The sequence below is a fragment of the Corallococcus llansteffanensis genome (assembly GCF_003612055.1).
In the GTDB taxonomy this organism is placed as follows: Bacteria; Myxococcota; Myxococcia; order Myxococcales; family Myxococcaceae; genus Corallococcus; species Corallococcus llansteffanensis.
This window is the reverse complement of the sequence record NZ_RAWB01000256.1, coordinates 1-13859: the sequence shown is the minus strand read 5'-3', so window position 1 is coordinate 13859 and position 13859 is coordinate 1. Positions and strand designations below refer to the sequence as shown.

At 70.6% G+C, this 13859-nt stretch carries 14 protein-coding genes; 3 read left to right on the top strand and 11 right to left on the bottom strand.

Annotated elements, in window-relative coordinates; translation table 11 throughout:
- A partial coding sequence (locus D7V93_RS23085; protein WP_279636938.1) for a S4 domain-containing protein occupies window positions 1–242 on the bottom strand: 242 nt, incomplete at its 3' end.
- Between the two features lie 44 nt (window positions 243–286).
- Here D7V93_RS23085 and D7V93_RS23080 point away from each other — a divergent pair.
- Window positions 287–1765 (top strand): pentapeptide repeat-containing protein, encoded by a 1479-nt coding sequence (locus D7V93_RS23080; RefSeq protein ID WP_208723116.1) that lies wholly within the window; start codon window positions 287–289, stop codon window positions 1763–1765.
- A gap of 79 nt (window positions 1766–1844) precedes the next feature.
- Here D7V93_RS23080 and D7V93_RS23075 read toward each other — a convergent pair whose 3' ends face one another.
- From D7V93_RS23075 to D7V93_RS23055, 5 genes are all read right to left on the bottom strand, one after another.
- Window positions 1845–2468: an MOSC domain-containing protein gene (locus D7V93_RS23075; RefSeq protein WP_120645468.1), complete on the bottom strand. Its 624-nt coding sequence runs from the start codon at window positions 2466–2468 to the stop codon at window positions 1845–1847.
- Window positions 2469–2503: 35 nt separating this feature from the next.
- Entirely contained in the window at window positions 2504–3478 is a 975-nt protein-coding gene (locus D7V93_RS23070; protein ID WP_120645467.1) for an MBL fold metallo-hydrolase, read from the bottom strand.
- A 73-nt stretch (window positions 3479–3551) separates the two neighbouring features.
- On the bottom strand, window positions 3552–4478 hold the full coding sequence (locus tag D7V93_RS23065) for a DMT family transporter (protein WP_120645466.1): 927 nt from the start codon (window positions 4476–4478) through the stop codon (window positions 3552–3554).
- A 7-nt stretch (window positions 4479–4485) separates the two neighbouring features.
- Window positions 4486–5622, bottom strand: coding sequence for a calcium/proton exchanger (gene cax / locus D7V93_RS23060; RefSeq protein ID WP_208723115.1), 1137 nt, complete (start codon window positions 5620–5622; stop codon window positions 4486–4488).
- Between the two features lie 88 nt (window positions 5623–5710).
- Window positions 5711–6688 (bottom strand): GNAT family N-acetyltransferase, encoded by a 978-nt coding sequence (locus tag D7V93_RS23055; RefSeq protein WP_120645465.1) that lies wholly within the window; start codon window positions 6686–6688, stop codon window positions 5711–5713.
- Window positions 6689–6827: 139 nt separating this feature from the next.
- Here D7V93_RS23055 and D7V93_RS23050 point away from each other — a divergent pair, with 139 nt between their 5' ends.
- Entirely contained in the window at window positions 6828–7424 is a 597-nt protein-coding gene (locus D7V93_RS23050) for a cytochrome c oxidase assembly factor Coa1 family protein (RefSeq protein ID WP_120645464.1), read from the top strand.
- A gap of 72 nt (window positions 7425–7496) precedes the next feature.
- Here D7V93_RS23050 and D7V93_RS23045 read toward each other — a convergent pair whose 3' ends face one another.
- The 4 genes from D7V93_RS23045 to fsa all read right to left on the bottom strand — a co-directional run bounded on the left by D7V93_RS23045 (window position 7497) and on the right by fsa (window position 11419).
- Window positions 7497–8462, bottom strand: coding sequence for an electron transfer flavoprotein subunit alpha/FixB family protein (locus D7V93_RS23045; RefSeq protein ID WP_120645463.1), 966 nt, complete (start codon window positions 8460–8462; stop codon window positions 7497–7499).
- 42 nt (window positions 8463–8504) lie between these two features.
- The gene (locus tag D7V93_RS23040; protein ID WP_120645462.1) at window positions 8505–9302 is read right to left on the bottom strand and encodes an electron transfer flavoprotein subunit beta/FixA family protein; all 798 of its coding nucleotides are present in this window, start codon (window positions 9300–9302) and stop codon (window positions 8505–8507) included.
- A gap of 165 nt (window positions 9303–9467) precedes the next feature.
- The gene (locus tag D7V93_RS23035; RefSeq protein WP_120645461.1) at window positions 9468–10604 is read right to left on the bottom strand and encodes an acyl-CoA dehydrogenase family protein; all 1137 of its coding nucleotides are present in this window, start codon (window positions 10602–10604) and stop codon (window positions 9468–9470) included.
- 149 nt (window positions 10605–10753) lie between these two features.
- Window positions 10754–11419 (bottom strand): fructose-6-phosphate aldolase, encoded by a 666-nt coding sequence (fsa, locus tag D7V93_RS23030; protein ID WP_120645460.1) that lies wholly within the window; start codon window positions 11417–11419, stop codon window positions 10754–10756.
- A 75-nt stretch (window positions 11420–11494) separates the two neighbouring features.
- On the opposite strand from fsa, the gene D7V93_RS23025 reads away from it, so the two are divergent.
- Window positions 11495–12571 (top strand): KpsF/GutQ family sugar-phosphate isomerase, encoded by a 1077-nt coding sequence (locus tag D7V93_RS23025; protein WP_372338340.1) that lies wholly within the window; start codon window positions 11495–11497, stop codon window positions 12569–12571.
- Here D7V93_RS23025 and D7V93_RS23020 read toward each other — a convergent pair.
- Window positions 12572–13859 (bottom strand): tetratricopeptide repeat protein (locus tag D7V93_RS23020; protein ID WP_244237455.1); only part of this gene is annotated, 1288 nt, incomplete at its 5' end.

Below are 13859 nucleotides of genomic sequence, written 5' to 3'. Positions count from 1 at the left end.
GGCTTGGGACGGTCCGATTTCGGACGCTCCGCGAGGGTGAGCTGCTCTTCGTTGCCCCGGATGGTGAGCACGTCTCCTTCAGCGAGCAACTGCTCCGGCTGCGCGCGTTTGCCGTTCACCCGCACCTTCTTGGTGCGGATCATCTTGAACAGGTGGCTGACCGGGACGTTGGGCATCCGCTTGCGCAGGTGCTTGTCCAGCCGCATCCCGACGGTGTCGGCTTCAATTCGGTACTCGATCATTTGTGCTGGCGCCTGGACCAGACCACACGAATAATTCGCGGTCCATGCCGAAAGCCCCAACTATCGAGAAGCTGCTCCAGAGCGGCTCCGCTGAGTGGAACCGCCTGAGGAAGTCCTCCCAGGTGGCCACCGACCATACCGGAGCCACGTTCACGCAGCTGTTCTCCGCCAACGCCGACCTGTCCGGGCTCGGACTGGTGGGCTCCGAGTGGGAGCGCTGTGACCTGTCGAAGATGAACTTCCGGGACGCGGACCTCTCCAACGCCTATTTCCACGGAGGCCGCCTGCAGGACTGCGACTTCCGCGGCGCCAACCTGGAAGGCTGTACCTTCGAAAAACTGAAGCTCCTGAGATGCGACTTCACCGGCGCCAAGGGTCTGGAGGACCTGGAGCTGGACGACGTGGACATGGACCGCGTGACGGGTCTGGACGGCGAGGAAGCGCCGCCTCCTCCGCCCCCGCCCGTGCAGGGCATCACGGCGTTCACGCGTGAACAGCGCGAGAAGATGCTGGGCCAGACGCACGGCGGCGGCAACGCGATGGAGGGCTCGAACCCGGCGCATCCGGACGACCTGCCGCCGTTCCGTCCGCAGGATCCGCCGGGCTCGCTCTTCTTCCGGGCGCTCAAGCACGTGGGCGCTCCCCCGCTCTGGGTGCTGGACGTGCCGGGCCTGCGTCCGCTCCTGCCGCAGCGGCTGCCTCCGGGCAACTCGCTGGAGACGCTCTACCGCGAGGCGGTGAAGACGCGGCTGGAGAACAAGAAGCCCGCGGCGGACCCCGCGGCGGTGGAGCGCGCGCAGAAGGCGCTGCGCATGGGCGGCAAGGAGGCCAACGTCGCGGCGGTGTACCTGCGCGAGGTGGGCGTGCTGCCCCTGTTCCGCTTCGCCGCAGCCAAGCAGCTCAAGGGCGAGCTGCGCGCCGAGGTGGAGGTAGACGACCTCACGGGCTCCATCGACCCGCGCACCACGGGCGCGCTCCTGGAGCTGCGCCTGACGCACGAGGTGGTGGAGCACCTGCACGAGGTGCGGCGCCGGATGGCCGCGGCCCAGCTCTACACGTCGCTGCTGGAGGCGGGCTTCAACCCGGAGAACAACTGGGACGAGGCGCTGGAGTCGAGCGAGGCGTCCATGGAGCTGGCGCAGGCGGCGACGGGCGATGATCGCCAGGCGCTGCTGGAGGGCTTCCAGGTGTTCGCGGCGCTGCCGGAAGAGGTGCGGCTGCGCAGGCTCGCGTACCTGGCGGAGTCCGTGTCCAACCTGGAGCTGCTCAGCCGGCTGCCGGAGGGCATGGAGCCCACATGGCTCACCGGCCCGGAGGTGCGCGAGTGCCACGAGCGCGAGATGACCTACGTGCAGTCGCTCAAGGCGCAGGACATCCCGGCCAAGGTGGCCGCGCTGGCCAAGGCGGAGCTGGGCGTGCCCGAAGGTGAAGTGCCCGAGGACAGCGACGAGGACCTGTTCGTGCACGTGCGGTGCGACGTGTGCGGCAAGGAGAAGCTCATCGTCCAGTCGCCGGAGGCGTAGCGCTTTCGCCTCCGTGATGCGGAGGTGAGCGGGGGCCCGGTCGGAGCGCGAACAGCGTCCTGCCGGGCCTTCTGCTTTTTCAGCCCACCTGCTCGCGCCTGGCTTCCTCGGGCGCGGCGGGCAGCGAGTACGTCACCGGCTTGGGCAGCATCACCCGCACCTCGTCACCGGCGCGGATGAGGCCCGGGCGCTCCACCCAGCCCACGAGCCCCCGCTTCTGCAACGCGGCCTTCACGAAGCGGCTCGCCAGCCCCTTCAGGTCCGGGTGGTGCGCTTCGATGGCGCGGCCCGGGTGGATGCAGGGCTGGTTCTCCCCCTCCATCACCAGCGTGGCCTCTTCGGGGAAGAACAGCCGCGTGCCTGGCGGCAGGTGCGTCAGCCGGGGCACGCCCACGAGCTCCAGGTTCGCGCCCAGCCACGAGGCCAGCACGTTGGGGATGCCCAGGGTGTGGGCCACTTCCGTCAGCTCCTCGCGCGACACCACCGACACCTGCCGGGTGTTGCGGATGACCGTGCCCTTGGGGAACCAGGGCGTGCGCACGTCCGCGAGCCGCGTGAGGCCGGCGTGCCGGTCCCCCACGAAGCCTTCGAAGGACACCTGCACTTCGGGCACCTCATGGGTGACGAAGCGCTTCTTCTCGGGGTCCGTGCACAGGAGCACGTTGGCAAGATGGCCGGAGAGCGAGGGAGCGGGTGCGGTCATATCGGGCGACCGTTCTAACGCTTCAGCGCTGAAAATCAGAACAATGCCATCTGCTGTGGCTTGCCCAGCGGGCGGGCGTCCGTGCCCGCGTCCCGCAGCGCCTGGGCCAGCTCCTCCGCGAACCCGTGGCAGGTGATGACATCCCGGGCCCCTGTGTCCTTCACGTATTGCATCAACGACGGGAAGTCGGCGTGGTCCGACAGCGGGAAGGCCACGTCCGCGCCGTAGCGCCGCGCGCCGCCGGGGTCCATGGCCCAGCCGGTGAGCACCGCCGTCGCCCGGGGCCAGTGGGGCGCCAATCCCCCGCCCCGCACCAGGTGCGGCGGGAAGAAGAGGACCTCGCCCGGCTCCACCGTCCCGTCATAGCGGCGCAGGTTGTCGATGGGGACGCCCAGCTCCGCGTACAGCTCCGCCACCTCGAAGATGGACGGGTGCGCGACGAGCCGGAAGCCCCGGTCCGCCAGTTGCTTCATGGCCTCCTGGCTCTTGCCCAGCGGGTAGCCCAGCAGCACCGGCGTCACGCCCCGGTTCAGCTGCGCGCGCAGCCACGTCTCCACCTGCCCCAGCACCTCCGGGCGCGGCGGGAAGCGGTAGCGCGGGTGGCCGAAGGTGGACTCGATGACGAGCGTGTCGCACGTGGCCACCTCCGTCGCCTCCGCGGTGAGCGACGGCGCGGTGTTCAGGTCCCCGGTGTAGACGATGCGCCGGCCGTCCGCGCGGACGACGCGCAGCTGCGCGCTGCCCAGGATGTGCCCCGCGGGCAGCAGCTCCAGCATCAGCGGCCCCAGGGCGAAGGGGCGGCGGAAGGGCACCGCCAGGGGCGCGCGCACCGGGCCCAGCCGGTGGGCCATGAAGCGCAGCGTGGCCGCCGTGGCGATGGTGCTCTCGTGGCGGGCGATGTGGTCCGAGTGCCCGTGGCTGACGAAGGACAGCGGCGACTTGCGCTTCGCGTCCAGCGACAGGGGGGTGCCCGTCAGGTGCAGCCCGTTTCGTCTCAGCTCCACGCTCATGGGTCCGGGCGCTGTCTATAGCGCGCCCCGGGCGCCCGCGCTCCCGGCCGGGCCCACCCCTCTCGCCGGATGCTCAGGCGGCGGGCGTGCGGCCCCGTGCCCGCCATCCGTCCCACACCACCGGCCCCAGCTCGGAGATGAGCACCCCCAGGAGGATGAGGGCGCCACCGGCCCACTCGCGCGGCCCCAGCACCTCGCGCCCTACCGCGACGGAGAAGGCCGACGCGAACACGGGCTCCATCGCGAAGATGACCGCCGCGTGCACCGCCGTGGTGCGCGCCTGTCCCCACGTCTGCACGCCGATGGCGACCGCGCTCGCGAACACGCCGCACGTCAGCACCGCCCCCACGAGCGACGGCGTCCACGAAAGCCGCCGCTCCACGAACGGCAGGCACAGCGCGGACAGCACCATCACGCCCAGCAGCTGCACGGCCACCAGCCCCAGCACGCCGTCGCGCGAGGCGAAGCGCTCCGTGAGCAGGATGTGCACCGCGTACGTCACCGCGCACCCGATGGACAGCCAGTCCCCCAGGTACAGCCCCAGGAAGTGGCCGGCCTGCACCGGGCCGCCGGTGGGCCGCGTCAGCGCGTACAGGCCCACCGCCGCCAGCACCACGCCCACGAAGGTGCCCCAGCGGGGGATGTGCTTGAGCAGCACCACCGAGAACAGCGGGACGAAGAGGACGTTGAGCCCGGTGAGGAACGCCGCGCGCGACGGCGTGGTGTCCGTCAGCGCCACCGTCTGGAACGCGAAGCACAGGAACAACACCGCCGACAGCAGCGCGCCCTTCTTCACCGTGCCGGGCGCGAACATCCGCCGACCGGCGAGCGCGGCCATCACCGCCGCGCCCACCGCGAAGCGAAGCGTGAGGAAGGTGAAGGGGTCCGCGAACGCGAGCGCGTCCTTCACCACCACGAACGTCACGCCCCAGAACACGGTGAGGAGCACCAGCGCCCCGTCCGCCCGCCACCGCGCCCCGTCACTTCCCTGCGTCGTCACCGGAGGCCTACGGGATGAAGAAGAACGCGACGCCGAGGATGGCGTAGACGCCCAGCAGCATCACGCCCTCCAGCCAGTTGGACTCGCCGTCCAGCGCGATGAGCGTCGCCGCCCCCGTGCCGATGGCGATGCCCAGCACCTCCATGTGGCTGAACTCCAGCGTCAGGTTCTGGCCCAGCGGGATGGACACCAGCACCAGCACCGGCGCGACGAAGAGGGCGATCTGCTTGGAGGACTCGAAGGCGATGTTGAACGCCAGGTCCATCTTGTTCTTCAGCGCCATCAGGATGGCGGTGGAGTGCTCCGCCGCGTTGCCGATGATGGCGATGATGATGACGCCGACGAAGGTGTGCGTGAAGCCGAACGTGGCGATGGCCGCTTCGATGGCGTGCACCAGGAACTCCGCCACCACCACCACGCCCAGCGTGGCGCCCAGCAGGATGACGGTGGCCTTCTTGGTTGTCCACGCGGGCAGCTCCTCCGGAGTGCCCTGCTCCTCGCCCGCGTACAGGTGCGCGTGCGTCCTCAGGGAGAAGAGCAGCGACAGCGCGTAGACGATGAGCAGGATGACGGAGATGGCCACCGACATCGGGAAGATGACGGCGTCCCCCGCGGGGCCGCGCGCCGCGTGGAACAGGTCCGGGATGGACATGGCGGTGAGCGCCAGGAACATGATGGCGGAGCCGGACAGCGCCGCGGTGGCGTTGAAGGTCTGCCGGGGGAACTTCAGGCCGCCCGCGAGGATGGCCGCGCCCAGCACCAGCAGCAGGTTGCCCAGGATGGCGCCGGTGATGGACGCCTTCACCACGTCCGCGTGGCCGGAGCGCAGCGCGGCGAGCGCGATGATGAGCTCCGCGGCGTTGCCGAACGACGCGTTCATCAGGCCGCCCAGGCCGCTGCCCAGCTTGTGGGCAATCACCTCCGTGGCCTCGCCCATCAGGCGCGCCAGCGGGATGAGCGCCACCGAGCAGAGGATGAACGTCCACGTCCCCGGGAAGAAGAAGTGCGACGCGATGGCCAGCGGGAAGAACACCGCCAGCATGCCCAGGAACAGGTGGTCGATGTTGAAGCCACCCTTCTCTTCGCCGGACGGCGTGCCAGGAGCGCCAGGGGACGACGGGGTGACGGACGCGGGGGTGCTCACGAAGGGCCTCGCCAGCGAGGGATGCGGGGTGAACGGGACGGGTGCTTTTGGCCCACCCGGCCGGAGGAGGCAACCCCCCGGGCCGCGCTCACGCCGAAAGCACACGCACCAGCACGACCAGTCGCTTGCTGCCACCCGCCGCGTCCCACTGCTGGTTCGTGGCGGTGGTCAGCGCGTCCGGCGCGGGCCGGAAGCCCAGGCCCGAGAACGTCCGCAGCGACGCGGTGTTGTCCTCGTCGATGTCGGCGTGGACGCGCTCCGCCCCCTGGCGCCGGGCCTCCTCCATGAGGCAGCGCACCAGGGCGGAGGCCACCCCCATGCGCCGCACCCGGGGGGCCACCACCAGCGAGCGCACCCAGAAGCCCTCCAGGGCCAGCCCCTCCTGGTGGTAGTCGTCCACCCAGGCGAAGCCGAACAGGCGCCCCTGCGAGTCGAAGGCCCCCGCCGCCGCGCCCACGCGCCGCTCCTCGGGCAGGCCCCAGCGGTCCCTCAGCTGGCGGCGCAGGAAGGTGCCGGACACCACCAGCCGCTCCGTCGCGAAGGCGAGCAGCGCGTCCAGGTCGTCCGGCCGCACCAGGCGGATCTCCACCGGCCCCACGAAGTGGCGGCGCAGGGGCTTCGTCCACCCGGAGAACAGGTCGCGCAGGTGGCGGTACACGGCGCGGGCCGCGGGCTTCGTCCACACGCCGGACAGCGCCCGCTGCGTGAGGAACAGGGCCGGCCGGGTGGGCCGGGGCAGCCGCAGCACCAGGCTCCCCCGCTTGAGCGCGATGACCCGTCCCACCAGCTCCCCTCCCGACACGTCGGTGCCGCCCAGCAGCGACTCCGTCACCCAGGGGCGGGTGGACAGCACCACCTGGGCGGCGAGCCTGGGCCCGTGCCGCACCAGCGCCACGTCCCCGCGCGCCAGCCGCTCCGGCCCGCAGCGCAAGAGGCGCACCGCGTCCCCGCTGCGCAGGAGCGGGTACAGACACCGCCCCATGCCGCGCACCCACAGCCGATGGCCGAAGGGCAGCGCCGCAAGCAGGTCCGCGAGCTCGGCCGTCGAGACGCCACCAGAGGGCATGGCGGACACTCTGTCATGAAGGCGGGCCCCGTCGAGCCTCCGCGACACGTCCCCCACCCCGGCTTCGTCCGGAACCGGCTATGACACGGCCCGACACCAACGCCGAAGCGCCGAAGCGCCGAGCCTAGGGAGAGACCCCATGCCGACGATGCCCGAGGGTGACTACGCGCCCGCACCCCGCCAGGGGTGGTGGAGCCGCAACTGGAAGTGGGTGGCGCCGGTGGGCTGCCTGGGCCTGATGGGCTCGTGCGTGGGGATGGTCGCCCTGGCGATTGGCTGGGGCTACAGCTCCGTCAAGGACATGGGCGCGTACACGGAGGCGCTCGCCCTGGCGCAGGACGACCCGCACGTGCAGAAGGCGCTGGGCACCCCCTTCAAGCCGGGCTTCCCCAGCAACACCCAGGTGAGCACCGCCAACGGCCTCACCCACGCGGAGCTCGTCGTCCCCCTGGACGGCCCCAAGGCGGACGGCACCCTCAACGTCGTGGCCGACAAGCGCGGCGAGGACTGGGCGTTCCGCACCCTCTACGTGCAGTTGGACGACGGAGGCCGCATCGACCTGCTCGATACCGGAGATTCCGGAGCCGCAGGAGCCCAGGACGCGCCCCCTGCCCTGCCGGACGACGCCCCGAAGGAGCCCCGCGACGAGCCCGGCGACCTGGAGCCCGAGGCCCCCGCGGTCCCGCTCCCCCCGGCGGAGAAGCAGCCCGGCAAGGGCAGCGACATCGAGCTGTGAACGCACGAAGGGCGCGCTCCCGGGAAGTGTTTCCTCCCGGCAACGCGCCCCACGTGAGACAGCGCCTGCGGCCTACTTCAGCTTCTGGATGCCCTCGCGCAGCGCGGGCAGGACCTTGAAGAGGTCATCCACGAGGCCGTAGTCGGCCACCTGGAAGATGGGCGCCTCCGGGTCCTTGTTGATGGCGACGATGGTCTTCGAGGACTTCATGCCGGCGAGGTGCTGGATGGCGCCGCTGATGCCCGCGGCGATGTACAGCTGCGGCGCGACGACCTTGCCCGTCTGGCCGACCTGGTAGTCGTTGGGCACCCAGCCCGCGTCGCACACCGCGCGGGACGCGCCCACCGCGGCGCCCAGCAGGTCCGCCAGCGCCTCGACTTCCTTGAAGTCACCCTTGGTGCCGCGACCGCCGGACACCACCACGCGGGCCTCGGTCAGCTCCGGACGCGCGCTCTTCACCTCGTTGAAGCTGACGAACTTCGTCTTGGAGGCCTCCAGCTTCGGCTGGAAGGACTTCACCTCCGCGGCGGCGCCACCGCCCGCGCCCGCGGCGAACTCCGTGGCGCGGATGCTGATGACCTGCACGGGCGTGGTGAGCTTCACCTCGGCGAACACGTTGCCGGCCCACATGGGGCGCGTGAAGGTGATGTCCGCGCCACTGCCGTTGATGGCGGTGATGTCGGTGGCCATGGCGGCCTTCAGCCGGGCGGCGACGCGCGGCAGCAGGTCCTTGCCCTGCGCCGTGGAGGCCGCGCCAATGAAGGTGGCCTTCAGCTCCTGCGCGAGCGAGGCGATGACGGGGGCGTAGACCTCCGCCAGGTAGTGCTCGAACTCCGGGGCGGCGGCGGTGTGGACCGCCTTGGCGCCGGTGCCCGCGAGCTCGCCCGCGAGCTTCGACGGATCCTTGGACAAGAGGACGAGGTGCAGCTCCCCGCCGGCCTTGTCCGCGAGCTGCTTGCCCGCGGCGATGGCGTTGAGGGAAGCCTTGCGCAGGTTTCCGTCCGGCTGCTGCTCGGCGACGATGAGGACGATGGACATGGGTCTGTCTCCGGAATCTTTAGGGATGGATGGGGCGCGCGCTCAGACGACCTTCGCCTCGTTGTGCAGCTTCTCCACCAGGGTGGCCACGTCCGGCACCTTGATGCCGGCCTTGCGCGCCGGAGGCGACGCGAGCTTCAGCACCTGGATCTTCGGCGCCACGTCCACGCCCAGGGCCGCCGGCGTCAGCTCCTCGATGGGCTTGCTCTTGGCCTTCATGATGCCGGGCAGGCTCGCGTACCGGGGCTGGTTGAGGCGCAGGTCCGTGGTGACGACGGCCGGCAGCTGGACCTCCACCGTCGCGAGCCCGTTGTCGACCTCGCGCACCACCTGCACGCTCTTCTTGTCCGCCGTCAGCACCACCGCGGGGGACTTGCTCTTCTCCTGCTCGCTCTCCAGCGACTCCACCTTGGAGGCGAACGTCGCCTGGCCCCAGCCCAGGAACTCGGCCAGGTACTGGCCCACCTGGTTCTGGTCGTCGTCGATGGACTGCTTGCCCAGGATGACGATGTCCGGCTTCTCCTTCTCCGCGACCTTCTGGAGCAGGCCCGCGATGCCCAGCTGATCCAGCGGGCCCGTGTGGTTCACCCACACGGCGCGGTTGGCGCCCATGGCGAGCGCGTGGCGCAGCTGCTCCTGCACCTCCTTGCCGCCGATGGAGACCACCACCACCTCGCCGGTGTGCTTCGCCGCGAGGCGCAGGCCCTCTTCCACGCCGATTTCATCGAAGGGGTTGATCTTGTACTTCAGCCCCTCCTTGACGATGTCCGAGCCGTCCGGCTTGACCTTGATCTTCGACTCGGGATCTTCCACGCGCTTGGCGGTGACGAGAATCTTCACGGCGGGCTTCTCCTCTGTGGGGAGTGCTTGAAAAGTGGGTCGGCTGCTGAAGCGGCACCGGGACGCGGCGTCGGTGTTGACGCGCCGCACGACAGGGCCGAACTAATAGACATCCGCCCACGGCGGCGGCAACGGGAAAGCCCCGCCGGGGACAGATTTGCTTTTCTACCTGAACAGTTCCTTGGCGATGACCAGCCGCTGCACCTGGCTCGTCCCCTCGTAGACCTGGATGAGCTTGGCGTCGCGCATCAGCTTCTCCACCGGGTATTCCTTCATGTACCCGTAGCCGCCGTAGACCTGCACGGCGTCGGTGGCGACCTTCATGGCCATGTCCGCAGCGAAGCACTTGGCATAGCTGGACTGGAGGGTGTTGCGCTGTCCCTCATCCAGCACCCAGGCACTCTCCCAGGTGAGCAGGCGCGCGGCGTGGGTGTTCATGGCCATGTCGGCCAGCATGAACTGCACGCCCTGGTGCTCGCGGATGGGCTTGCCGAAGGTGTGGCGCTGGCCGGAGTAGTCCAGCGAGTGCTCCAGCGCCGCGCGGGCGATGCCCACGGAGAGGCTGGCGGTGAGGGGGCGGCTGTTGTCCAGCGTGGCCATGGCGACCTTGAAGCCCTCGCCCTCCTCGCCGATGCGGTTGGCCACCGGGACGCGGACCTCGTCGAAGGTCACCGTGGTGGTGTTGCTGGCCCGCTGGCCCATCTTGTTCTCGTGCTTGCCGGTGGTCAGCCCCTGGGGGCGCCCCTCCACGACGAAGCAGGTGATGCCCTTGTGCTTGCGGCCCTTGTCCAGCGTGGCGAACACGGTGAACTGATCCGCGTAGCCGCCGTTGGTGATGAAGCACTTGTTGCCGTTGAGGACGTACTCGTCGCCCTCCAGACGCGCGGTGGTGCTCATGGCCGCCACGTCGGAGCCCGCGCCGGGCTCGGTGAGACAGAAGGAGCTGAACTTCAGCTTCTCCCCGAAGGGCGACAGGAGGCGCTTCTTCTGGTCATCCGTGCCGTGGAGGATGATGGGCAGGTTGGCCAGGTCATTGGCGATGATGGACGTGGCCACGCCCGCGCAGCCCCACGCCAGCTCCTCGCACACGATGACCTGCTCCAGGTGCGACAGGCCCACGCCGCCGTACTCGGACGGGATGGCCATGTTGAGCAGGCCCAGCTCGAAGGCCGCCGACAGGAGGTCGCGGGGAAACTCGGAGGTCTCGTCGTAGTGGGCGGCCTTGGGACGCACCACTTCGCGGGCGTACTTGCGAGCGGCATCCTGCAAAGCGCGCTGGGACTCGGTGAGCTGGAATTCCATGAGGCGGCTCCGGAAGGGAGGTTGATTCAAATATCAACGCGTTTCCCTGCCATACCGCTCCCGCCGCCCAACCGCCAGCCCCAGCACGCGCCCGCCCGCCATTCCAGGGACACCGGAACGGCGGGGGGACGGCCTGGAGAGCCAGGGGCCTACTTGCCCGCGGGCTTCGCCTGCTTGGGGACCTTCTCCCAGTCCGCGAGGAACTTCTTGATGCCGCTGTCGGTGAGCGGGTGGTTCGCCAGCTGGGTGATGACGCTGTAGGGCAGCGTGGCCACGTCCGCGCCCAGGCGCGCGGCCTGGAGCACGTGCACGGGGTTGCGCACGCTGGCCACCAGCACCTGCGTGGTGAAGTCGTAGTTCTGGTAGATCTCCAGGATGTGGGCGATGAGCTCCATGCCGTCCTGGGAGATGTCGTCCAGCCGACCCACGAAGGGCGACACGTACGTGGCGCCGGCCTTGGCGCACAGCAGGGCCTGGTTGGCGGAGAAGCAGAGGGTGACGTTGGTGCGGATGCCCTCGGCGGTGAGCGCCTTGACGGCCTTCATGCCCTCCACGCCCATGGGAATCTTCACGACGACGTTGTCGTGGATCTTCGCCAGGGTCTGCCCCTCCTTGATGAGCTCCGGGGCCTCCAGCGAGACGCACTCGGCGCTGATGGGACCGTCCACGATGGAGCAGATCTCGCGGATGGTCTCCTCCAGCCCGCGGCCGACCTTGGCCAGGAGCGACGGGTTGGTGGTGACGCCGTCCACGCAGCCCATCGCGTGGGCCTTGCGGATTTCCTCGACGTCCGCGCTGTCGATGAAGAACTTCATTGCATCCCCTAGGTGTCCCCGGCCACCGGCGACCGGGCGGGCAGGCCGTAGTCGATGGCCCCCCATGCGTCAAGGATGGCCACCCGGGCGACGGCTGGAGTAGAGGTAGCGCCGCTCATGGCCCGCGCCCCCCGATCCACCGCCAAGAACCTTCCCAAGAAGCCCCCCGTCCGGGACGCGGACGCGGAGGCCACGCTCACCTACGCGCGCGGCGTGCTGGAGGCGGAGGCGCGCGCCATCCTCGGCGTGACGGAGCGGCTGGGCGACGCGTTCCTGCACGCGCTGCACCTGGTGCGCGAGTGCTCGGGCCAGGTGGTGGTGACGGGCATGGGGAAGGCGGGCCACATCGGCCAGAAGCTGTCCTCCACGCTGGCCTCCACCGGCGTGCGCTCCGTGTTCCTGCACCCCGCGGAGGCCGTGCACGGCGACCTGGGCCGCGTGGGCCCGGGCGACGTCATCCTCGCGCTGTCCAACAGCGGCAGCACGGAGGAGCTGCTGCGCCTCTTGCCCCTGTTCAAGCGCATGGGCGCGCCCGTGGTGGCGCTCACCGGGGACGCGGACAGTCAGCTCGCGAAGGGCGCGGACGTGGTGCTGGACATCGGCCGCATCGAGGAGGCGTGTCCCCTGGGACTCGTGCCCACGGCGTCCACCGCCGCGCTGCATGCCGTGGGCGACGCGCTGGCGATGACGCTGCTGCGCTCGCGGCCCTTCGGCCGGGACGACTACGCGCTCTTGCACCCGGGCGGGAAGCTGGGGCGCTCCGTGCTGCGCGTCTTCGAATTGATGCGCACCGGCCGCGCGAACCCGCTGGTGCTGGACACCGCGCGGCTGTCCGAAGCGGTGGTGGTGATGACCAACACGCCGGGCCGGCCGGGCGCCGCGTGCGTGGTGGACCGGGACGGGAAGCTGGAGGGCATCTTCACCGACGGGGACCTGCGCCGGCTGGTGGAGAAGGGGCACCAGGACTTCCACGTGCCGGTGCGGCAGGTGATGGGCAAGCGCCCGCGCTGCATCACCCCGGAGACGCTGGTGCTCACCGCCGCCGCGCAGATGCGCGAGCTGAAGGTGGACCAGCTCCCCGTGGTGGACGTCGAGGGCCGCGCCGTGGGCCTGCTCGACGTCCAGGACCTGCTGGCCGCGAAGTTCTTCTAGCTACTGCGACAGCTTCGCCTGGAGCGCGGCCTTGTTCGGGTAGTCCGGCACGTCCTGGGCCAGCTTCTCCCAGAGCGCCTTCGCCCCCTTGGCGTCGCCCTTGGCGAGCAGCGTGTCGCCCAGCTTCTCCACCGCGCCCGCGTCACCCTGGAGGGCCACGCTCCACACGCGCGCGCCCATGGGACGGCCCAGGCCGACGAGCGCCCAGGCCATGCCCGCCTTCGCGCGCCCGTTCTCCGGCTGGAAGGGCACCACGCGGGTGTAGTTGGCCAGGGCCTCCTGGTAGCGGCCGCGCGCCAGGTGCTCCTCGCCCTCCTCCACCAGCTTGTTGAGGCCCGCCTCCAGCTCCGGCGTGCGCTCCGTGTTCTTCACCGCGTCCACCATCTCCGGCGTCAACGGGCGCGGCGCGTCCGGCGGCAGCGCCGGGTTCTGGGCCATGTTCTGCGCCGTGTTCTGCGACAGGCGCACGCGGCGGTCCTCGGCGCGCGAAGCGAGCCACTTCTTGCGGCCGCCGGCCTTCACCGTCTCCTCGATGCGCTGGCTCAGCTGCCGGGCCATGGGCGCGCGCTGCGAGTCGGGGTGCGCGGCCACCAGCAGGTCGAAGCCTTCACGCGCGGACTTGAGCGCCTGGAGGTTCTCTCCCTGCGTCTCGAACAGCAGCGACGAGCGGCCGAAGAGCGCCTCCTCGTGCTTCGGCTCCACCTCCAGCGCGCGCTCGTACGCCTTGAGCGCGCTGGGGCTGTCGCCGTGCAGGTACAGCGCGTTGCCGCGCAGCACGTCCACCTCCAGCGCGGGGCTCAGCGCGGCGCGGGCACAGGCGGCGGCGCCCGCGGTGTCGCCGGCCTTCGCGCGCGCCTGGGCCACGGCCTCCATCGCGTCCAGCGCCTGGCCCGGCGTGAAGCCGCAGTTCGCCGCTTCGGCGGTGGCCACGGGCGTCTTGCCCAGCTTCTTGCGCGAGGCGAGGAACAGCGAGCGCACGCCGTCCGCCTTGGCCTGCGCCTGGGACAGGTACGCCAGCGCCTCCGGGTTGCGGCCGTTCGAGTAGTAGAGCTTCCCCAGCGACGAGGCGATCTCGAACGACTTCTCCCGCTCGCGCAGGCCCTCGGAGGAGTCGAGCTGCTTCATCAGCTCCTCCGCCGACGGCGGCAGCTTGTTCGCGTCCTTCACCGGCGGGTGGCCCTGCGGCAGCGGCGCACCGGGCGCCACGGGGGCGCTGCCCGGCATCGTCGGGTGGCCTTCCGGCAGCGCGGCGGCGCCCGGGCTCGCGCCCTGAGCCGGAGCCGTGGTG

What these genes read in the sequence shown, in the direction of transcription:
- D7V93_RS23045 (WP_120645463.1), bottom strand. Translation starts at nt 8,462, where the DNA reads ATGTCCATCGTCCTCATCGTCGCCGAGCAGCAGCCGGACGGAAACCTG.
- fsa (WP_120645460.1), bottom strand. Translation starts at nt 11,419, where the DNA reads ATGAAGTTCTTCATCGACAGCGCGGACGTCGAGGAAATCCGCAAGGCC.
- D7V93_RS23035 (WP_120645461.1), bottom strand. Translation starts at nt 10,604, where the DNA reads ATGGAATTCCAGCTCACCGAGTCCCAGCGCGCTTTGCAGGATGCCGCT.
- D7V93_RS23075 (WP_120645468.1), bottom strand. Translation starts at nt 2,468, where the DNA reads ATGACCGCACCCGCTCCCTCGCTCTCCGGCCATCTTGCCAACGTGCTC.
- D7V93_RS23050 (WP_120645464.1), top strand. Translation starts at nt 6,828, where the DNA reads ATGCCGACGATGCCCGAGGGTGACTACGCGCCCGCACCCCGCCAGGGG.
- D7V93_RS23055 (WP_120645465.1), bottom strand. Translation starts at nt 6,688, where the DNA reads ATGCCCTCTGGTGGCGTCTCGACGGCCGAGCTCGCGGACCTGCTTGCG.
- D7V93_RS23070 (WP_120645467.1), bottom strand. Translation starts at nt 3,478, where the DNA reads ATGAGCGTGGAGCTGAGACGAAACGGGCTGCACCTGACGGGCACCCCC.
- D7V93_RS23025 (WP_372338340.1), top strand. Translation starts at nt 11,495, where the DNA reads ATGGCCACCCGGGCGACGGCTGGAGTAGAGGTAGCGCCGCTCATGGCC.
- D7V93_RS23080 (WP_208723116.1), top strand. Translation starts at nt 287, where the DNA reads ATGCCGAAAGCCCCAACTATCGAGAAGCTGCTCCAGAGCGGCTCCGCT.